16 protein-coding genes are annotated in these 19,967 nt (G+C 46.3%); 15 read left to right on the forward strand and 1 reads right to left on the reverse strand.

Features of this window, described 5'->3' with window-relative positions; translation table 11 throughout:
* Nucleotides 1-208: 208 nt before the first annotated feature.
* The 6 genes from ACFQ3W_RS03235 to ACFQ3W_RS03260 all read left to right on the forward strand — a co-directional run bounded on the left by ACFQ3W_RS03235 (nucleotide 209) and on the right by ACFQ3W_RS03260 (nucleotide 11,757).
* Nucleotides 209-5,773, forward strand: coding sequence for an RCC1 domain-containing protein (locus ACFQ3W_RS03235; RefSeq protein ID WP_379316564.1), 5,565 nt, complete (start codon nucleotides 209-211; stop codon nucleotides 5,771-5,773).
* Nucleotides 5,774-5,889: 116 nt separating this feature from the next.
* Complete coding sequence (locus tag ACFQ3W_RS03240; protein ID WP_379317195.1) at nucleotides 5,890-6,255, forward strand: response regulator; 366 nt, start codon at nucleotides 5,890-5,892, stop codon at nucleotides 6,253-6,255.
* 322 nt (nucleotides 6,256-6,577) lie between these two features.
* Entirely contained in the window at nucleotides 6,578-8,416 is a 1,839-nt protein-coding gene (locus ACFQ3W_RS03245) for a sugar-binding protein (protein ID WP_379316566.1), read from the forward strand.
* 230 nt (nucleotides 8,417-8,646) lie between these two features.
* Nucleotides 8,647-9,966, forward strand: a complete 1,320-nt coding sequence (locus ACFQ3W_RS03250; protein ID WP_379316568.1) for an ABC transporter substrate-binding protein — start codon at nucleotides 8,647-8,649, stop codon at nucleotides 9,964-9,966.
* A 21-nt stretch (nucleotides 9,967-9,987) separates the two neighbouring features.
* Nucleotides 9,988-10,884, forward strand: coding sequence for a carbohydrate ABC transporter permease (locus ACFQ3W_RS03255; protein WP_379316570.1), 897 nt, complete (start codon nucleotides 9,988-9,990; stop codon nucleotides 10,882-10,884).
* 90 nt (nucleotides 10,885-10,974) lie between these two features.
* Nucleotides 10,975-11,757 (forward strand): carbohydrate ABC transporter permease, encoded by a 783-nt coding sequence (locus tag ACFQ3W_RS03260; RefSeq protein ID WP_379316572.1) that lies wholly within the window; start codon nucleotides 10,975-10,977, stop codon nucleotides 11,755-11,757.
* Nucleotides 11,758-11,788: 31 nt separating this feature from the next.
* On the opposite strand, the gene ACFQ3W_RS03265 is transcribed toward ACFQ3W_RS03260, so the two are convergent.
* Entirely contained in the window at nucleotides 11,789-12,601 is an 813-nt protein-coding gene (locus ACFQ3W_RS03265; RefSeq protein WP_379316574.1) for a helix-turn-helix transcriptional regulator, read from the reverse strand.
* 101 nt (nucleotides 12,602-12,702) lie between these two features.
* Between ACFQ3W_RS03265 and ACFQ3W_RS03270 the strand changes: the two genes are divergently transcribed.
* From ACFQ3W_RS03270 to ACFQ3W_RS03310, 9 genes are all read left to right on the forward strand, one after another.
* Nucleotides 12,703-12,945 carry a hypothetical protein gene (locus ACFQ3W_RS03270; RefSeq protein ID WP_379316576.1) on the forward strand — a complete coding sequence of 81 codons (243 nt, stop codon included), beginning with the start codon at nucleotides 12,703-12,705 and terminating at the stop codon, nucleotides 12,943-12,945.
* Nucleotides 12,914-14,521 (forward strand): family 43 glycosylhydrolase, encoded by a 1,608-nt coding sequence (locus ACFQ3W_RS03275; RefSeq protein ID WP_379316578.1) that lies wholly within the window; start codon nucleotides 12,914-12,916, stop codon nucleotides 14,519-14,521. Before ACFQ3W_RS03270 ends, ACFQ3W_RS03275 begins: the two co-directional genes overlap by 32 nt.
* A gap of 18 nt (nucleotides 14,522-14,539) precedes the next feature.
* Nucleotides 14,540-14,662 carry a hypothetical protein gene (locus ACFQ3W_RS03280; protein ID WP_379317197.1) on the forward strand — a complete coding sequence of 41 codons (123 nt, stop codon included), beginning with the start codon at nucleotides 14,540-14,542 and terminating at the stop codon, nucleotides 14,660-14,662.
* A gap of 251 nt (nucleotides 14,663-14,913) precedes the next feature.
* On the forward strand, nucleotides 14,914-15,642 hold the full coding sequence (locus ACFQ3W_RS03285; protein ID WP_379316580.1) for a YheC/YheD family protein: 729 nt from the start codon (nucleotides 14,914-14,916) through the stop codon (nucleotides 15,640-15,642).
* Nucleotides 15,643-15,682: 40 nt separating this feature from the next.
* Nucleotides 15,683-16,582 (forward strand): phosphoenolpyruvate mutase, encoded by a 900-nt coding sequence (aepX, locus tag ACFQ3W_RS03290; RefSeq protein WP_379316582.1) that lies wholly within the window; start codon nucleotides 15,683-15,685, stop codon nucleotides 16,580-16,582.
* On the forward strand, nucleotides 16,582-17,742 hold the full coding sequence (gene aepY, locus ACFQ3W_RS03295; RefSeq protein ID WP_379316584.1) for a phosphonopyruvate decarboxylase: 1,161 nt from the start codon (nucleotides 16,582-16,584) through the stop codon (nucleotides 17,740-17,742). The genes aepX and aepY overlap by 1 nt, the downstream gene beginning before the upstream one ends.
* The gene (locus ACFQ3W_RS03300) at nucleotides 17,739-18,839 is read left to right on the forward strand and encodes a 2-aminoethylphosphonate aminotransferase (RefSeq protein ID WP_379316586.1); all 1,101 of its coding nucleotides are present in this window, start codon (nucleotides 17,739-17,741) and stop codon (nucleotides 18,837-18,839) included. The genes aepY and ACFQ3W_RS03300 overlap by 4 nt, the downstream gene beginning before the upstream one ends.
* Nucleotides 18,840-18,864: 25 nt before the next feature.
* Nucleotides 18,865-19,605: a YheC/YheD family protein gene (locus tag ACFQ3W_RS03305; protein WP_379316588.1), complete on the forward strand. Its 741-nt coding sequence runs from the start codon at nucleotides 18,865-18,867 to the stop codon at nucleotides 19,603-19,605.
* Nucleotides 19,606-19,781: 176 nt separating this feature from the next.
* Entirely contained in the window at nucleotides 19,782-19,940 is a 159-nt protein-coding gene (locus ACFQ3W_RS03310) for a hypothetical protein (RefSeq protein ID WP_379316590.1), read from the forward strand.
* Nucleotides 19,941-19,967 lie beyond the last annotated feature (27 nt).

Here is a 19,967-nt window from a genome sequence, read left to right on the forward strand (position 1 = left end):
CATTGAATATGACGACGGGTTTTTTCTATTTTTTAAATTAACATTAGTTCACACTATGCTTTTGTCGAATTTTGCAACATTTTTGCAACAGGTGGTCATGTAGAATATTGATGATTCGCTGGGAAATAAAATTCAAATCCAATTCAATCAATGGTAAGGACGGAGATGTATGTATAGGAAAAGGCTATTCAAGAAATTAGCAGCATATTTGATTATTTTCACTTTGTTCACGGGAATGATTCCGGACATGGGCATCGGTATAGCTACGAGTTATGCCTCTGAAGCAATACCTCCGAGTTCATTCAAAAGCATTGCTGCAGGAGGATATAAAAGCGCTGCGATCGATGAGAATAACCAATTGTGGACCTGGGGAAGAAATGAATTTGGTCAATTAGGTGATGGCACCAACACAAACCGGAGTATTCCTGTAAAAGTCAAAGACGCAGAGGGTAACGATTTTACCGGAGTAAAAGCTGTCTCTCTGGGAAGAGATCACACCGTAGCAATCGATGCAAGCGACAGGGTGTGGTCATGGGGATATAATGCTTCTGGACAGCTTGGAAATGGGCAGAACGGTACGGGTGCGATTTCGGTACCTGAACAGGTTTATGGTCCGGAGGGAGAAAACCAACTGGCAGATATTAAAGCTATTGCAGCAGGTGATAACTTCACTATTGCGCTGACTAATAGCGGTAATGTCCTGTCCTGGGGTCAAAACAGTAAATATCAATTAGGTAATGGAACTAGCGTTGATTATAGCAATATCCCCGTTCGAGTATTAGAAGAACCAGAGGGCTTGCCTTTCGGAGATGTAAAAGCGATTGCGGCTGGATGGGAATACGCTGTCGCTTTGAAGAACGATGGAACCGTCTGGACTTGGGGCGCAAACTATGATGGCCAATTAGGATATACCACCGAGACAAGTTATGAGCCATTTCCCCGTAAGGTGCTGAGTGCTGATGGCGGGGATTTCAAAGCAAAAGCTATTTCTGTAGGAATTGGTCATACTTTGGCGATCGCGGAAGATGATACGGTTTGGGCTTGGGGGTCGAATTACAGCGGAAAGTTAGGTGATGGCACCGATGCTGACAAGCAGTATCTCCCTCAGCGGGTATTGAATAAGGACGGTTCTCCATTTAAAGCAAGACAAATTTATGGCGGCAGCGATTTTACCGTTGCTGTGGCCGATAATGGAACGGTCTGGGCATGGGGAATCAATGAATATGGGCAACTGGGAAATTTAACAACAAACGAGGAAATTCCGCAATCCAACCGCCCATTGCCAGTGAAAAATAGTGACGGAAGTCAGTTTGTGCTGGGCGCTAATGATACCATTGCAGCAGGAGAGACCCACTCATTAGCACTAAAGGAAGGAAAGCTTATTTCCTGGGGAGGCAATTGGTTCGGTCAATTGGGGAATGGCACCAGCGGCATAGAAGGAGGCTCTTCCAAAAATTACGCCGAGCTGCTGAAAATAGATTTATCTGTAGTAACAAACTTTGAAGGCGACTTAACTACTAACCAAACGTTTATAAGACCTGTCGCTCCCCATAGTACTCCTGAAGAATCTCGAGCGGTATATACAGGAGAGCAAATTAGTACTGGAGATGAATCTACCCTAAGAAATTATTTTATTAGGAAGTTAGTTCCAAGCATTACCGGTCAATATAGTGTTGAAGTTACGGACGCACAATTATCTGATGGTTACGGTGACACATATTTGCTGATCTATAAAGATAGCTTTGATCCAGAGAATCCATTGGCAAATGTACTTTCAGCTAATGATGATACGCCTCTTAGCGGAGATTATACTTCAGCGATACTTAATCAAACTCTGACCCAAGGAACAGAATATTATGTAGTGATGACCAGCTTTGAGAATCACGTTGAAGGTCATGTCAAGTTTAAAGTAACAGGGCCGGGTAGTGTTACGGTTACCGATCCCGGAGCAGCGAATGTGGGGAAAACATATATCACTACCGAGGATAATTTGGATGAAGACGGCGTAACCCCTATTCCGGATCACGATTTGGATACCAAGATATCGAACAAAGATCCAGAAAATCCGGCTCAAAACATAGAATTCAATATTAATGTGGATGGTAGTGCTCCTCAGACTTCAGCAGAATTGCTGATTAGTGCTTTTGATGTAGACGAGGAATTGGGCGAAGCTGATGAAGTGTTTTTTAATGGCGTTTCTATAGGCTACTTAAGTGGAGCAGACGATGTATGGAGCACCTCCAGCTTCAATATCCCCATTGCGGATGTTCATCAAGGGAATAACACGGTGAAAGTCACCATTGCGGAAGGTTATTCTTTAACTGTAGATTGGGGCCAACTCGTTATTGATGGTGGTTCCGACAGTCTCGGTAAAATTGTATCGGGGAAAGCGGCCTTTGACCAAGCACAGCATAGATTGGGAACAGAGTTCGAAATTCTTGGAGTTCATAGTAACGAAACGTTTGTTCTCCAACTGAATTTGATAGATGAATACGGTAGTAATGCAGGTGTGGCAGAGTATGAATTTACTACTGCACAGGAGAATGAAACAGTAAGAGTTGATCGTCTTGGTTTTGAGAATGTTCGAAAAGGTCATTATACGATCAAAGCATATTTGCTTTCGGGCGATTCAAGGATGATGGCGAACTCGAAATCAGTAGGGGTTATCGATATACCGGCATCTTCTGATGCAACAGTAAAAACAGCAGGAACACATTATCTTGTGAATGATGGTGCGAATACCATCAGTACCGATCAGACGCAGATTACTGACAGTGTAACTGTAGAGACCTTTCTAGACAATCTGATCAAGGTTGCAGGAGCAGACTGGAAGGTTGTACAAGCAGGCACGAAAATGGATGCGCCGGAAGACTTTAAGACTGCAGAAGCAAAAGCCGACGAAGATACGCTTGCTGGAGGAGACAAGCTGGCGGTGCTGGCTGAGGACGGGACAACACTGAAGGTCTATGCGATTACAGTCGAAGGAGCAAATCCTGGTGATCCAGATGTCAGACATATGACAAAAGAAGGAAATGTATTTCTGGGAGGAAAGTACTTAGAGCTGGGTATTTCACCCGCAGGCTACTTCGGCACAACTGTGGCGGCGCCTAAGCTTGCACCTGCTGATCCGAAGGGATTTCATACCGCAGGAATGTATGGAAACAAGCTGGGTATGAGAGTCGACGGCGACGGTTTTGGCATGGGAGAGGCTCCGACAACAGGGGATTTCTTCCTGCCAGGATCCCCGACGGAGGGATTTGGACTGGGCTTTAAGCTAACAGTAGAAGGAGCGCCCACCGTGTTGGCAAACTACAACGGGGGTTCTCAGGGGTTAACAAATATAACCACAGAGGATGCAAGCTCGGGAAGTACTTTAAAAGCAATCATTAAAGGAACGACTCCGGATGGAAGATTGGAATTAACACAGGAAATCTGGTTTGGGGTCAATGACAAGGTGTTCAAAACCAAAATATCAGCAAGAAACTTGGGTGATGCAGCGTTATACGATGTGAGATATACACGCTCGGTAGATCCTGATCAGGATTTAGATAAAAAAGGCTCATATGACACGAAAAATTCAGTAACCAGCAACCCTCTGGCAGACAGCAGTGCAATCGTCATAGCCAAAGGTGCAGTAACTGAGGAGCCATTCATATTCATGTCGCCTGATTCTTCTGCAAGGGCTGCCATTGCCGGGCCAACATTATTGGATCCCTATAGTGCTGCATTGTGGCAGGAAGATGGCAGTAAACTGCTGAAGGCGGAAACAGTAGATGATACAGGAATTCATCTGACGTTTAAAATAGGTGATTTGGCGGCCGGAGAAACAAAGACCGTTCAAATGAACAGCAGTTTGAATCCCAAGCTGGATGAAGCTCTTGAAGATTTGGGTAAAGCCCCTAGCTCGCCTGTTCATGTAACAGCAGCAGCCGGAAATGGAAAGGCGACTATAAAATGGGATGCTGTACCGGGGGCCACTGGCTACAAAATCTATCAATCCACCACCTCCGGATCATATGGGGCAGAACCTGTAACGGTGGCTGGTTCCGAATACAGCTATGAAGCAACGGGCCTCACCAACGGTACAACCTATTACTTTGTCATAAAGGCAACAAACGAAGGTGGAGACAGCCCAAGCTCGTCTGAAGTCTCCGCCATTCCGCAAGCCGCACCGGGAGCACCGACGGGGATAAAGGCGGTTGCGGGTAACGGACAAGCAACAGTGAGCTTTACTCCGCCGGCAGAACAAGGCGGCAGCACCGTCACAGGCTACACAGTCACTTCCGTACCGGGCCATGTCACCGCTACCGGTTCAGGCAGCCCGATCACGGTTACCGGATTGACCAACGGTACGACATATACCTTTAACGTAACGGCAACCAACGCGGCAGGAACCGGTGTTCCATCTGCACCGTCAAACGCGGTAGTTCCTTACGCTCCATCTGCACCATCAAATGCGACAGCTCCTTATGTTCCATCGAATCAAGGTGGCTCTGGACCTGCATCGCCTGCTCCGACCGAAACGGGCGTGGACGTTTTGGTAAACGGAAAAACAGAGAATGCGGGTAAGGCAACGACAACCACACGGGATAATCAGACGGTTATGACCATTGCTGTCGATTCGCAAAAGCTTGAGCAAAAGCTGCAAAGCGAAGGCGACCATGCGGTCGTGACCATCCCTGTCAAAACAAACTCCGATGTTCAAATCGGAATATTGGATGGGCAAATGATTAAGAACATGGAAAGCAAAAATGCAGTTCTTCAGCTTAAGACAGATACATTTGCCTATACACTGCCTGCAAACCAGATCAATATCAGTGCGATATCGAAACAAGTCGGCAGCAATGTGGAGCTGAAAGACATCAAAGTAAGCATTGAAGTTGCAAAACCCAAAGAAGCTCAAATTCGTGCAGTGGAAAGCTCTGCAAAGCAAGGCGAATTCATGATCGTTACGTCTCCCGTAGAATTTAACATTACCTGCACGTACGGAAGCAAAACCGTAGGCGTGGAAAAATTCAACGCTTATGTGGAGAGAACCATTGCCATCCCGGACGGAGTGGATCCAAACAAAATTACAACCGGCATCGTGGTGGACCCCGATGGAACAAGCAGACATGTTCCGACAAAAGTAACTGTCGTTGACGGCAAGTATTACGCAACGATCAACAGTTTGACCAACAGTTTGTACACCGTGGTGTGGCATCCGCTGGAGTTTAAGGATGCAGCCAACCATTGGGCCAAGGATGCAATCAACGATATGGGTTCCCGGATGATCATTACCGGTGTAGGCGACGACAGATTTGAACCAAACCGGGCAATCACCCGCGCAGAATTCACAGCTATCGTTGTAAGGGCCTTGGGTCTGAAACCGGGAGTTGGCACCAATCCCTTTACCGATGTAAAAACTGACGCTTGGTACAGTGACTATATCAAAACGGCTATTGATTACAAAATTATTGCCGGCTATACGGCCAATGCTTTTGGACCGATGGACACGATTACCCGTGAACAGGCGATGACGATGATTGCAAGGGTCATGAATATTACCGGACTGCATGTTTCTTTTGCCGACGGAGAGATTGGGAAGCTTCTTAGCGAATTTGCGGATGCGGATAAATCTGCGCAATATGCAGCAGGCAGCATCGCATCTTGCGTGCAAGCGGGTCTTGTTACCGGGAGAGAAGACTATCGGATTGCTCCGAAGGAGAACATCACCAGAGCCGAAGTAGCGGCTATTGTAAAACGACTGCTGCAGAAATCCAAATTGATTTAACATCAGAAAATGAAATGGATGGAGGTCCTTGTAATTGGAAGGGACCTCTATTCAATTTTTTTAGAAGAGATGGAATAGGCTGCTTTGAAACATTTTTGAAACAAGGGGTAGTCAAAATAATGAGAAAAATCTTGATTGTTGATGATACAGCTTTCATGCGTTTCGTAATGAAAGGAATTATTGAAGAGATCGGGGAATTTGAGGTTGTGGAAGCCAAAAACGGTATGGAAGCTATTACAGCATACCAGCAACATAAACCTGTATTGGTTACAATGGATATTACCATGCCGGAAATGGACGGAATTACAGCAGTGAGGAACATAAAAGCTGTTGATCCTCAAGCAAGAATAATTATATGCTCGGCAATGGGGCAGCAAGCGATGGTCGTGGATGCAATTAAGGCTGGAGCAAGGGGGTTCCTAGTAAAGCCATTTGATCGGGAAGCGGTAATCCGGTCCATTGTAAATATGCTCCAGGAATAATTTAGTTTCTTTCTTCCCCAAATATTGGGAACCCTGAGCAAGCGCAGTGAAATGTTCAAATTTTGAAAGCGCATGCACGGATTTTGAATGTAGTAATTGGCAATTGCTTCCTACAATAAGAGAGGTGACAACAATTCTCTTAGGGAGGCATAAAGATGAAAGCGCTTCTAAAAACGATGGAGGTTGTGCCAACTCTCGGCCACGCAAGCCGCATAGCCGCAAGCACGTCCCCGTTTTCGGGAGCGACGCACTCGAGTGGGAGTGGTTGAAATGGTGCGACGCTGGCGGAAAAGTCGTGTGAAAACAGAAGGAGGAGATATTTTTGAAGAAAAGAACAAAGCTATTCATGAAGACTACGGTGACTATGTTAGCTGTTGTATCCATGGTGTTTGCGAGTGTTCCCGGCTCGATGGCGGGTGTGTCTGCCGCTGCAGCGAAAGATAAGCCTGGGGTCAAACCGTCATCGGAACCAGCAAAAGTATCTGTAGATAAGAATGGATTGGATTCCAAAGGCAGAATGGTCGCCTATTTCGGATCGCCCGTGCTTGACGGAAACATAGATAAAGTATGGAGCAACGCACCAGCGGTTTCTCCTAAAAATGTATCAAGCAAGGCTGAGGCTTCGGCTACTTTTAAAGCTTTATGGGATGATCATGCTTTGTACATTCTTGCGGTAGTCAAAGATAAGAACCTATCTGTAAAAGCCACAGCGCCATATATGCAGGATTCGATGGAGTTGTTTTTTGACGAGAACCATGACAAGACACAAGACTATGGCACAGACGATATGCATATCCGTGTAAACTATGAAAATGCGCTGTCTGTGGACAACGGAAATGCCGAGCGGATTAACACCTCAGCGAAAAAGGTGCAAGACGGATATGTCCTCGAAACCAGAATTGCACTCAAGACAAAGCCGGAAAATGGCAAGATGCTTGGCATCGAATTGCAGATTAATGATGCGAAAGAAACGGAACGAGTCGGGACCCTCAATGTTTTCGATTCAACAGGCGGCGCATGGAACGATACGGGAAAATTTGGCGAAGTCGTACTTACCGGCAAGACCAAGGGTGCAGAAAGTGGACTCAACCCCTATGATCTCATGAATTTAGTCAAGAGCACGCTGAAGCTTGATCCCACAATGTATAAAAATGCAAGTGTCGTAACGGACGCGGTGATGAATGTCTTTAATGAAAACCTCCTCAACGACAAAAAAGCCACCCAAGCCCAAATGGATGCTCAATATGCGGCTATAAAAGAGGCGGTTAGTAAGTTGGAACTGACGGAAGAAGCCGCCAATGAGAAATATTTCAAGGCGGTTCCGGATCAATATCGGACGGAGAGCACTAAGCCGGGAACCATTGAAAGCCTGACGTACAAAGCACCTAATTTGAAAAATGGGACAGACGATAAGAAACTGAATGTTTATCTTCCGTACGGCTATGACCCATCCGATGCGAATAAGAAATATAATATTCTATATCTGATGCATGGCGGCGGGGAAAATGAGAATCTTATTTTCGGCGGACCCGGTCAGAGCAAAGAACTGAAGAAAATTCTGGACAATATGATTGCCAACGGTGATATTGAACCGCTTATTGTGGTGACGCCTACAGTCTATGGCGGAAAGAATGATGCGGCCTTGTTCCATGAGGAATTGATCAATAACGTTCTTCCACTGGTGGAAACCAAGTATCATACCTATGCGAAATCCGCAAGTTTGGACGATTTGAAAGCATCCAGAGCGCATCGGGCATTCGGCGGCTTCTCCATGGGTTCGGTCACGACGTGGTATACCTTTATCCATTGCCTTGACTACTTCAAATATTATATGCCATTGAGCGGTGACAGCTGGGTATTAGGTCAGGGTGCAGGAAGCACCAAGGCAAAGGAAACCGCGAAATACCTTTCTGATGTTGTGAAAAAATCTGGTTATAAGCCGCAAGATTTCTACTTGTTCTGTGCCACAGGCCGTCTGGATATCGCTTATCCTAACTTGAAGCCTCAAGTAGATGCCATGAAGCAATTAACGGATACCTTCATTTATTCATCGGATACGAAAAAAGGGAATTTCTATTTCATCGTAAGCGATGGCGGCACGCATGCTTGGAACTGGGTTAACCAGTACATTTATGACATATTGCCGGATCTATTTAAATAGGTCAACCCGGGTAGTAAAAAGGATAGCCTAACCTTCCGCATACAGGGGGTTAGGCTATTCTTTTTAGTTTAGCCCAGGAGAAATATGAAATATTACAATATATCAATAACTCATTAGGATGTGTCATTGAATACAGTTCATTAAAGTTTTAATTTTAAAGTAATAATCAAAATTGTAAACGCTAACAAAAACAGCACAAATCATTAGTGCAAATACAAAGGGGGAAGAAAATGAGGAAATTCGTGGTGTTTCTGCTGGTCGGCGTATTAATGATGACACTAACGGCTTGCAGTGGGGACGGCAAGCCGTCGAACAGCCAGTCAGGTACAGGTAATACAGAGAAAGGGCAAGAGGTTTCCGGCGAAATCACTGTATTTGGTTGGGGGGGCGGAGAAGAGCTTCAGACCCGAAAAAAGACCACTCAAATATTCAAGAAACTCTATCCAAAAGTGAAAGTCCATGAGATTTGGCTGCCGGCCGACAATATTGACGTGAAATTGGATGCGGCCTTAGCGGCAGGGAATGCTGGCGATGTGATCATGATGTCACCCGATTGGAAAGGCCTTCGCTCCAAATGGTTTGAAGATCTGAAGCCTTATATCGAGAAAGATAACCTGGCGCTGGAGTCCTTATTCACACCGGGAGTTGACGGGGGATACGTGGATTCCGACGGGAAACGGGAGGGAATGCCGACCACAGCTTCAGACTTCATGATTGCATACAACAAGGACATCTTTGATAAAGCTGGCGTACCGTATCCGACGAATGAATGGACTTGGGATGAGTTTGCAGGTATCGCAAAGCAGGTTTCCTCAGGCGAGGGGGCGAGCCGGATTTACGGGATCGTTTCGCACTGGATTCTGCAAAGCTTCGCGCCGTTTGTATACGGTGGAAGTCCATATAATGAAGATTGGACTAAGCAAACGTTGGATGACCCGAATACCGTGAAGGGCTATCAGTTGTTCGGGGACCTCGTGAAAGCGGGAGCGATGCCGGACGATGCGGCTGCAAAGAGCATGCCCATGGATCAGATGTTCGCGGCCGGAAAAGCGGCCATGTACCCGATGGGCTTGTTTGAAGCGTCAACGATCGCCAAAAACATCGGGAACAACTTTCAATGGGGCATCGTGATGCCTCCGAAGGATCCATCCGGGAAAACCGTCAACATTAAGTTCCAGACCGGCTTCGCTATGAACAAGGAATCCAAAAACAAGGAGGCGGCTTGGGCTTACATCAAAACGGTATCCCTGAATAAAGAAGTAGGCGATTTGTATAGTAAAGTAAATCTTCCGGCAACGAAGGAATCTTCCGAGAAGACATTTGCCAACTTAAAAATCGAAAATACGGAGATCTCCATGGCGGATTTTGTGACAGGACTGCAAGACGCCATTACGTTCCCTTGGGGAGGAGCCATTGCTAAAGCGGGAGACTTATACGAGCAAACGTGGCAGCAGGTAACGGTTCAGGGCAAATCGGCTGAAGAGGCGGCCAAAGCGCATGCTTCCCAAATCCAAGCCGCTCTGGACTCCATTCATCAGGGCAAGAAATAAATTCGAGTAGCCGGAGGCGAAATGATGAAGGCGCGAAAAAACAACATCGAAAAAAGAGAAGAACGGCAATTCTTTTTCTTTATCTCGCCATGGCTTTTGGGATTTTTGATCTTCACCTTATATCCTATGGTTTTTTCCGTCGTATTGGTCTTTACGAATATGGATATGACGGGCTCAGGCCAATTTATCGGCTTTGCCAATATCGTCAGGGCCCTTGCGCAAGATCCGCTGTTTTATAAGTCTCTGCTGAATACGCTTTATTTTGTGTTGGTTTCCGTGCCGGTGAGCTTGGCTTTGGCGTTCCTGATTGCGCTTTTGCTCAATCAAAGGATCAAAGGGGTAGGATTTTTCAGAACCAGTTTTTATATCCCCTACATCACTTCTGGCGTCGCGGTCACTTTATTGTGGGGGTGGATCTTTAACGCACAATTCGGCCTTGTGAATTACTCTCTTTCTCTGTTCGGCATTTCGGGGCCGAATTGGTTAAGCGACATGAAATGGGCGATGCCTGCGATCATTATCATGGGAATCTGGACGATCGGTAATTCCATTATCATTACGCTTGCCGGGCTGCAGGACATCCCGGCGCAATTATATGAAAGTGCTGAGATCGATGGAGCGAGCCGCTTGGTTCAGGTTACGCGCATTACCCTACCTTTGGTAACGCCTACGCTTTATTTCAATTTGGTAATGGGGATCATTGGTGGTTTTCAAATCTTTATGCAGCCTTACATCCTGACGGAGGGCGGACCGAACTACGCCACGTACACGTACATGATGCATATTTATAACAGTGGATTTAAGTACAATGAGATGGGCTTTGCCTCGACATTGGCCTGGTTATTATTCATTGTCATCATGCTGATCACCCAAATGATTAATCGCACCTCCAAATTCTGGGTTTATTACGACAATTAATTGGGGGGTGTAACCATTAACACATACTATAAGAGTAAACAAACCGGTGATTTGATCAGGCACGGCCTGAGTTATGTCATATTGAGTATTATGGCCTTCATCTTTGTTTTCCCATTTTTATGGATGCTTTCCACCGCTTTTAAAATCCCGTCCGAGGCTTACACCTTGCCTCCGAAGCTGCTACCGAAGACATACACGTTGGATAACTTCACTCAAGGGTGGCAGTATGCGGATTTTACGCAGTATACATGGAATACGTTAACCGTAACGCTGCTCGCCACACTGGGAACGGTACTTTCCGCATCGTTTGTAGCGTATGGCTTTGCCAGATTCAAGTCGCGATACAATAACCTGTTGTTTACCGTCGTGCTCGCTACGATGATGCTTCCGAGTCAAGTCACCCTAATTCCCACATATCTTTTGTTTACAAAGCTGAGTTGGCTGGATACGCTGAAACCGCTTATTGTTCCTTCGTTTTTTGGCGGCGGTGCGTTTAACATTTTTCTGCTGCGGCAATTCTTCAGAACGATTCCGAAGGATTTGGATGAGGCCGCATATATGGATGGGGCGAATGCTTTTCAGATCTATTACAAAATCTTGCTGCCTGCCATCAAACCCGCTTTGATCACCGTTGCCCTCATGTCCGTCACGTTTCATTGGAACGACTATATGTCGCCGTTAATCTATCTGAACAGCGACCAGAACTTTACCCTGGCCATCGGCTTGCAGTTTTTTCAAAATTCCTTTGGCTCATCGCAAATTCAGATGTTGATGGCCGTTTCCTTGATCACGGTGATTCCCGTACTCCTGCTTTTCTTCGTGGGGCAAAAATATTTTGTTCAGGGAATTACCATGACGGGGATCAAGGGATGAGATCCACAATCTAACGCTGCCTAACGTTCATCTATCGATTGCTTGCCTCTTGCCGTTTTGGGGCTGAACTGTCGAATGAACTGCCGGTATGTTTGTGAAATGTCCTTGGCGTAAAACCTGTCACTTGTTTGAACTGTCGGCAGAAATGCTCTACATTGCGATATCCGCATCGAAAAGCGATTTCCGCAACGGTGTGAGTCCCATGAATCAGATATTCCTTGGCGAGGTGAATTCGACTGTTGATGACATCGTCCATACAGGAAATGCCGAACGCTTTTTTGTAGATCATCTGCAGATAGCCCGGGCTGATGCGGACAATTTCCGCCATCCCGGGGACGGTCCAAGGGTTGCCGGGGGCGTTGTGAATGGCTGCCCGTAGTTTTAACAGGTTATAGTGTTGGGGCGTAATTTCGGCATGGAAGTAAGATTCCAGAAGTTTGTTGAACAACGTTCTAAGCAGGCAATCAACGGAAGACTCCCTGTAGTCGTTATTGAATGAGTTCTCTATGACAAGCAGTTGAAATAACTTATAGCAGTAATCCGGGTCATCCAAAGAGAAAGGAACGCCGAATGGAAGCGAGGTTTCGGTTACGTAGGATTCGTCGGTTTCAAAACGGATCCAATCATTGATATATCGTTCGCCGCAAGCCCGATAATAAATTTTTTGATGCGGATGATATAACACGGCGCTGTGAGCCGGGTATTCTTTCAGTTCCCCGTCGACCCAGAATTGCGCGGGAGTCTGTGTAATGACCAAGAGCCAACAATCATGGCCTTCGGGGATATCAAATATAAAGTTTCCGTTGTGCGCCGCATCATATTCGACATAGAAAATATTCGTCATGTTTCCGCCCCCTATTTATATGGGATAGATCAATCAATTCATTCGAAGAATAAATCAATTTATGAAATGGATCAATAGAACTTTTTTGAGGAGTGGATACGGTGAGTTTGTTCAAAGAGCACAAAGAAGAGATAGATATTCTATGCTATACACGATTGCCGCAGGATGAACTGATTTATGCCCCGAAACTGGCTTATAGCATGCATCTAGCCTATCGGAATGACGAGGACCATTTTCAGGAACTAAATCATAATTCGGGCGTCCTGTTCGCAAAGGCGACTGAAAACGATAGTGGGTCGTTGAACGCAGAGCTTGAAAAATCCGTTTCTTTTCGCTTTGGCTGATGGCACCTTCGGGGTTGTTGCGATACGAACCGAACATGACGGCAGTCGGGACGAACAAAGCAAAGGTTGCGTTCTGCTGTTTGTCTCATCCGATCTATTGGATTATAAGGAAATCGGGCTTATTAAACTTAACCCTGATGCGTATGTAGACGACGTTATGTGCCGGTATGACGAGCAGGAGCAAGCTTATGTCATCGTCTGGTGCGACGAGGAAGGAAGCTATTATCAAAATCGGGTCGTGGATCTATTCCACCCAGCCGGGACTCCGGTGCCCGAGAAATCGGAGCCGTTCATGCTGGAGCCGGTTAGTGCGGACATCGAAGGAATCGTACCGCGGAATATCATTCGCTTGACGCCAAATGTGGCGCGTCGGCTGATCCTCAAGCTCACGGTGCCCGTCAACGTTGAAAATAAAGTTCCTGCCCAGATCCGTGCCGCATCGGTAGACGATCTGAGGTCGGTTAAAGCCACGGCGGTGTACAGCGATGGGACAACGGTTTTAAAGCCGGTGGATTGGGATACGGAGGGGGTCAACTGGAACAAACCGGGTACCTATCCCATCGACGGTACCGTTCGCCAAAACCATTATGCGTTCCCGATTGCGATCCACCGCGCGGATCCTTGTGTGACGAAGTGGAGCGGAAAATATTATTTTATCGCTACAAATGATGCGGATAACAATCATACCTTGTACATGAGGGAAGCGGACAACATCCCCGCCTTGGTTGATGCGGAGGAAGCCTTGATCCTGGATTCGGATACATATGTCCATATCAAGGGATTACTGTGGGCCCCGGAATTTCACGTTATTGAAGGCTCTCTCTATCTGTTTCATGGAGCGACATCCAGTGAGTTTTACTATGAAGAATCCCATGTCATGAAACTGCGGGAAGGCGGGAATCCCATGGCAGCGGCCGATTGGTCAGAACCCATGCGCGTCGTAAAAAAAGACGGCTCGGATTTATGCGAAGCAGGAAAAACCATTTCGCTCGACATGACAGTAATCGAGTGGGACGATGGAGTCTACTATGCGGTTTGGTCGCAACGGGAGTTTCTGCCTGAGGATCTGGGTGCCTGGCTTTACATCGCCAAGATCGATCCTATGGAGCCCTGGAGGCTGGTTACGGATCCGGTCGTGATCTCCAAGCCGGAATATGGATGGGCCAATAACCATACCTTCGTGGATGAAGGGCCATATGCCCTGATACGGGACGACAAGCTGTACTTAACCTTCGCCAGTGCCTTGATCGACGCCACGTATGTGGTGGGATTGCTCACGGCGGAACGAGGCGCGGATTTGTTGAATCCAGCTAACTGGAATAAATTGAACTATCCGCTATTAACTTCCCGCAGCGTGCCGGGTGAATTCGGCCCCGGACACAATTCCTATGTGATCGACGATGACAGTTTGATTTGGAACGCCTATCATGCAAGACCGGGCTTGGAAGGCTCCCGCTCTTCAGGATTTCGGCGGGTCCATTTCGATATCGACGGATATCCCCGACTGGATTTGACGGAGGACAAGGATCTGAACCCGAATTTAGCGAAAGTCACGACCCAGGTTATGATAAGCTAAAAAGACATCTATCAATATATATATGGAGTTTGGTTGCCTGAATCAGGCTATGAGGTCGCTGAACTGGATTCCATTGAGAGCTACGAGTTTAAAATGGGCCATTCCACCAGTGGGCTGGATATATATATTCCAATCAAATAGGTGATGCAGTACTGTCTGTTCAAAGCGACCGTGACTGGTCGCTTTTTTGCATCTTCAGATGATCAAATAGGTACGCAATGTTCCGTAATCATTTCGGCCAATTCCTCAAATGCGTATATGTGATTGAGATAGTGTTCACCTCTGCCAGCACTCATTTTAATTTTTCGTTCATTGGTATTTAGTCTATACCGCAAGGAAGTTTGGTGAATATGCTCTGTATATCTGAAACCCAGCGGGAGAGGGAGATATCAATGACAATTGGGAAAATGAAAAAGTACGAGGAAATGTTGCAGAACCCTGTCTTACGCCCACATTTGCCTGAAACTCACTGGATGACGAATTCAAGGACCTTAAGGATGCTGAAAACCCATTCGTCCCTCTTTATAAAACCTAATCATGGGAGCGGTGGTAATGGAATCATCCGTGTCAGGAGACTAAGAAGGGGATATGAGGTTCAGTGCGGCTCAAGTCGGAAAACTGCTGGACCTGCTTCAGTCCTAAAAGCGATTCATTCATACCGGAAATCAAAGCATCGCTATTTGGTGCAGAAAGGCCTGCAATTAGAGAAGTATCATGGGGTGATCTTTGATATACGTGTATACCTGCAGAAGCCAAAAAATGATTGGATGATTGCGGGTATGGCCGCCCGTGTTGCCGCACCTCATAAGTTTGTGACCAATTATCATAAAGGGGGGCATGCAGAACCTTTGCGAAGGGTCCTCTTAAGTCTTTTCCAGAACAACCAAGCCAAAGTGAACGCCTATTATCAAAAGATAGAAAAATTATCCATTAACATCGCCAAAACGGTTAATCACTGGCATTCGATTCATGAATTAGGGGTTGATCTTGCCATAGGCAAGGACGGCCATATTTGGATCATTGAAGCGAATTCACATCCGGGTCATATGTTGTTTACTCAACTCTCCGATCGCACAATGATCAGGACCATTATGGCAAACAAACGATCCATTGGGATATAAGCTCCATATTGATTATTTTAATGGGAAGGAGAGAGTTTCAATGAAAAAAACAAAGGAGCTTAGAAACCTCATCAACTCCGAAAAGCTTGGGTTTATTATGGAAGCCCATAATGGACTGTCTGCCAAAATTGTTGAGGAGGCAGGTTTTAAGGGGATTTGGGCCAGCGGGTTATCGATCTCTGCAGCGATGGGAGTAAGGGATAGTAACGAAGCCTCATGGACCCAGGTCCTGGATGTCCTGGAATTCATGAGCGACGCAACGTCCATCCCGATTCTGCTGGATGGGGATACAGGATACGGCAACTTCAATAATGCAAGACGCCTGGTCAAAAAGCTGGAGCAGCGGGATATTGCAGGGGTATGTATTGAGGATAAGCAATTTCCGAAAATGAACTCTTTCATAAACGGCCAATTACAGCCGATGGCTGATATCGAAGAATTTTGCGGCAAAATCAAGGCGATGAAAGATACGCAAACCGACGATGATTTTTTGATTGTAGCCAGAGTAGAGGCATTTATTACGGGGAGAGGGCTCGACGAGGCGCTACGGCGGGCGGAGGCATACCGGAAGGCAGGTGCCGATGCGGTGCTCATACACAGCAAACGGCCGGATATTATGGAGATTGAGGCTTTCATGAAGGAATGGGCGGGAAGATTGCCCGTAGTCATCGTGCCGACGAAGTATTATTTGACTCCAACCGTCAAGTTTCGGGAGTTGGGGGTTAGCCTTGTGATTTGGGCCAACCATAACTTGAGATCATCCATTGAAGTCATGAAACAAGTATCCCGCAGAATTTATCAGGAGGAGAGCCTTATCCATATCGAAAAGAATGTTGCAACAATGGAAGAAGTTTTCAGGCTCCAAGGGGCAGAAGAGCTGGAAGCTGCGGAACAACAATATCTTCCGGCGTCGCACTCCGGCACGAATCAGGGGATATAATGGACACGAGGATGTTCGGAGAAGAGCTCCGGAAATTAGGATTTACCTTTTTCAGCGGTGTACCGTGCTCCTACCTGAAAAATTTAATCAATTATGCCATCAACGAATACGATTACGTTGCCGCGGCCAACGAAGGGGATGCGGTTGCTATCGCCTCCGCTGCTTATATAGGAGGGCGGAAATCGGTTGTACTTATGCAAAATTCAGGGCTAACCAACGCTGTTTCGCCGCTATCATCCCTTATCTACCCCTTTCGTATTCCGCTGCTTGGATTTGTCAGCCTTCGCGGAGAGCCGGGTGTTCCTGACGAGCCTCAACATGAGCTTATGGGCAAGGTCACGACGCAGCTGCTGGAATTGATGGACGTGGAGTGGCAGTATCTCTCCAAAGATTTGGAGGAGGCCAAAGTGCAACTGATTCAGGCCAATGAGCAAATTGCCCGGAATCGACCATTCTTCTTTGTTGTCAAGAAAGGGACCTTTGACACGGAGCCTTTGAAAAAGCAACAAAACTCCATTCATTCAAACCAGACCATACGGCATGCCCATAAAAACAATCAGACACCTACGCGGTATGAGGCATTAGCTGTAATCAATTCGGTGAAAGACAGGGATACGGTACAGCTTGCCACCACAGGCAAAACAGGACGGGAATTATATGAAATTGAAGATGCCAGCAACAATCTGTATATGGTTGGCTCTATGGGGTGCATCGGTTCTTTCGGGCTTGGGCTCGCCTTGAGTCAGCCTGGCAAGAATATTGTCGTGATCGACGGAGACGGTTCTTTATTGATGCGCATGGGAAGCCTGGCGACAAATGGATATTACAGTCCGGGCAATATGATTCATATTCTTCTCGATAATAACGCTCACGAATCGACAGGCGGACAAAGCACGGTATCCCATAATGTTGATTTCGTGAACATCGCCGCTTCCTGTGGTTATACGAAGTCGATCCATGTCCACAACCTCGAAGAACTGAGAGCCTGTTTGCATGAATGGAAAGAGACTAAAGGGCTTACTTTCCTGTATATAAAAATATCCAAGCAGTCCAAGGCGCAGCTCGCCCGCCCGCGCATAAAACCTCACGAAGTAAAAGAACGTCTAAAGCGGTTTATCCAGAACGGTCCTATAAAGATCAAGGAAGTGGATGGCTCATGAGTTCTGCCGTAAAGAGAAACATTTTGCTGACTCCAGGTCCGGTAACGACTACAGAAAGTGTGAAATGGTCCCAGGTCGTTCCGGATATATGCCCCCGCGAAGCCGAGTTTGGCGAAATCATGGAGCATATTTCCACGGAGCTCACCCGATTGGTTGCGGAACCGGACCATTATCAGACCGTATTGTTTGGCGGATCTGGCACTGCAGCCGTTGAATCCATGATTAGTTCCGTCCCGGGCAACGAAGCCATGATCATTGTCAATAATGGCGCTTATGGAAAACGGATGTGCGAGATCGCCGAGGTTTACGGAATCGATTATTTGGAATTCAGGAGTCCCCTTGATGATGCTATTAATATGGATGCGTTAGAGAAGTGCATCCAATCCTCCGACCGTATGATTTCTCATCTTGCTGTGGTACATCATGAGACAACAACCGGTCTTCTGAACAGGGTGAAGGATATTGGCTTATTATGCAAAAAATATCATATCGACATGATGGTGGATGCGATGAGTTCATTTGCCGCCATTCCGGTTCAAATGAAAGAAATGAACATTTCGTTTCTGGCATCGAGTTCCAATAAGAATTTGCAGGGAATGCCTGGGGTTTCGTTCGTGATCGCAGAAAAAAGCAAATTGGACCATTTGAAGGACAAGAAACCAAGGAATTATTATTTGAATTTGTACGCCCAATATCAGTATTTTGCTGAAAATGCGCAAATGCGGTTTACACCGCCAGTACAGACTTTGTACGCGCTTAGGCAAGCCATCCAGGAATTAAAGCAGGAAGGTATGGCACAACGTTACGAAAGATACAAGGCATCCTGGAAAACTTTGATCAGCGGTCTAAAAAGGCTGGGATTAACCTATCTCGTCCCCGAAGAGCATCACTCCAAGATCATTACTTCCATTCATGAACCCCATGGTGGTTATGATTTCCAATCCATGCATGATTATTTCTACAGCAAAGGCATTATGATTTATCCTGGCAAACTGGAGGGGCTAAAGACGTTCCGGATTGCCAATATCGGGGACATCACGTCCAAGGATATCGAGGTGTTTTTGGAATTGCTTGAAAACTATCTGAGCAGCATTTAAGTGAACATGAGAAAGGCGGAGTCCCATGGGATCGGTGACAAAAAATAAATGGTTAAAATATTTATTTTTGAAAAAATATGCTCCTCTAGCTCCTTACTTACCTGAAACGCAGAGGATGAGCCCGCAAGCCTTCTGGACTCTTTTGAGAAAATACCGGCATGTCATTGTTAAACCGGTGTGGGGGAGCCGCGGCCGGGGTGTCATTCAAGTCTCACATTTGGATAGTGACAAGTATGCCATACACTACGAGAACGTAAAAACAGTGATACGGGGCAGAAAGAATATCTATCGTTATATTAGAAACAAAATCGGGTCTGCCGATTATATGGTTCAACGGAGAATTACGCGCCCGACCATAAACGAATGTCCCTTTGATATGAGAGTCATCGTTCAGCGGAAAAGAAAATCAGCCGGGTGGGTAGTCACGGGAAAGGTGGTCAAGGTTGCGGGCAAGGGTTACATCGTTTCCAATAATACCCGAAGTAAGGGTCAATTGCTTAGGTTTGAGTCGGGTATTCAGAGGTCATCCATTAAGCACCTGTCTGTTTCCGCTTTGGAATCCAAAATTAATCGAGTTTCAATTCTTTCGGCTAAGAGATTAATGGCTTTTTTTCCCGAGCACCGTATTTATGGCCTGGACATTGCAACAGATCAGCAAGGGCATGTCTCCATTATTGAAGCCAACCTTTATCCGGCAATGTCCCATTTCCTTAAGCTGAAGGATAGTGCGATGTATCAGCGAATACTTTCATATAAGAGAGGTTGATGCCGGGAGGGCCTCAAGTACAGTGGGATACGCTATCTAGTTTTGCCTTCGGACAGGGGTTCGACTCCCCTCGAGACCGACGGAGTCGTTTACCAGCGTGGGATGGCGTTGTTGTGATAGAATTTATTTTTGATGAGTTCCATTTGAGAAGGTTTTGTCAGTCCGATAGTGTATTCTTGACGTTTGGAAAAATCACTCCTAAGTTGGTAGAAGAATGGCGTTTCGGAAGAGTACCATATTTGGAGCGGGTGCTTCTCGGGAATCTATCTCAACTTAGCTTCATCATGTCGACACTTCGCGAGGAAGCTAGATTTGAAGCCATCTTCCTTTTATAAACGGAATAGACCGTTACCTTTATTATC

Source organism: Paenibacillus puldeungensis (assembly GCF_042678945.1).
In the GTDB taxonomy this organism is placed as follows: domain Bacteria; phylum Bacillota; class Bacilli; order Paenibacillales; family Paenibacillaceae; genus Fontibacillus; species Fontibacillus puldeungensis.

Bases quoted from the DNA above. Each gene is read 5' to 3' on its own strand.
- ACFQ3W_RS03250 (WP_379316568.1), top strand. From the start codon at position 8,647: ATGAGGAAATTCGTGGTGTTTCTGCTGGTCGGCGTATTAATGATGACA.
- ACFQ3W_RS03255 (WP_379316570.1), top strand. From the start codon at position 9,988: ATGATGAAGGCGCGAAAAAACAACATCGAAAAAAGAGAAGAACGGCAA.
- ACFQ3W_RS03260 (WP_379316572.1), top strand. From the start codon at position 10,975: ATGGCCTTCATCTTTGTTTTCCCATTTTTATGGATGCTTTCCACCGCT.
- ACFQ3W_RS03265 (WP_379316574.1), bottom strand. From the start codon at position 12,601: ATGACGAATATTTTCTATGTCGAATATGATGCGGCGCACAACGGAAAC.
- ACFQ3W_RS03285 (WP_379316580.1), top strand. From the start codon at position 14,914: ATGACAATTGGGAAAATGAAAAAGTACGAGGAAATGTTGCAGAACCCT.
- aepX (WP_379316582.1), top strand. From the start codon at position 15,683: ATGAAAAAAACAAAGGAGCTTAGAAACCTCATCAACTCCGAAAAGCTT.
- aepY (WP_379316584.1), top strand. From the start codon at position 16,582: ATGGACACGAGGATGTTCGGAGAAGAGCTCCGGAAATTAGGATTTACC.
- ACFQ3W_RS03300 (WP_379316586.1), top strand. From the start codon at position 17,739: ATGAGTTCTGCCGTAAAGAGAAACATTTTGCTGACTCCAGGTCCGGTA.
- ACFQ3W_RS03305 (WP_379316588.1), top strand. From the start codon at position 18,865: ATGGGATCGGTGACAAAAAATAAATGGTTAAAATATTTATTTTTGAAA.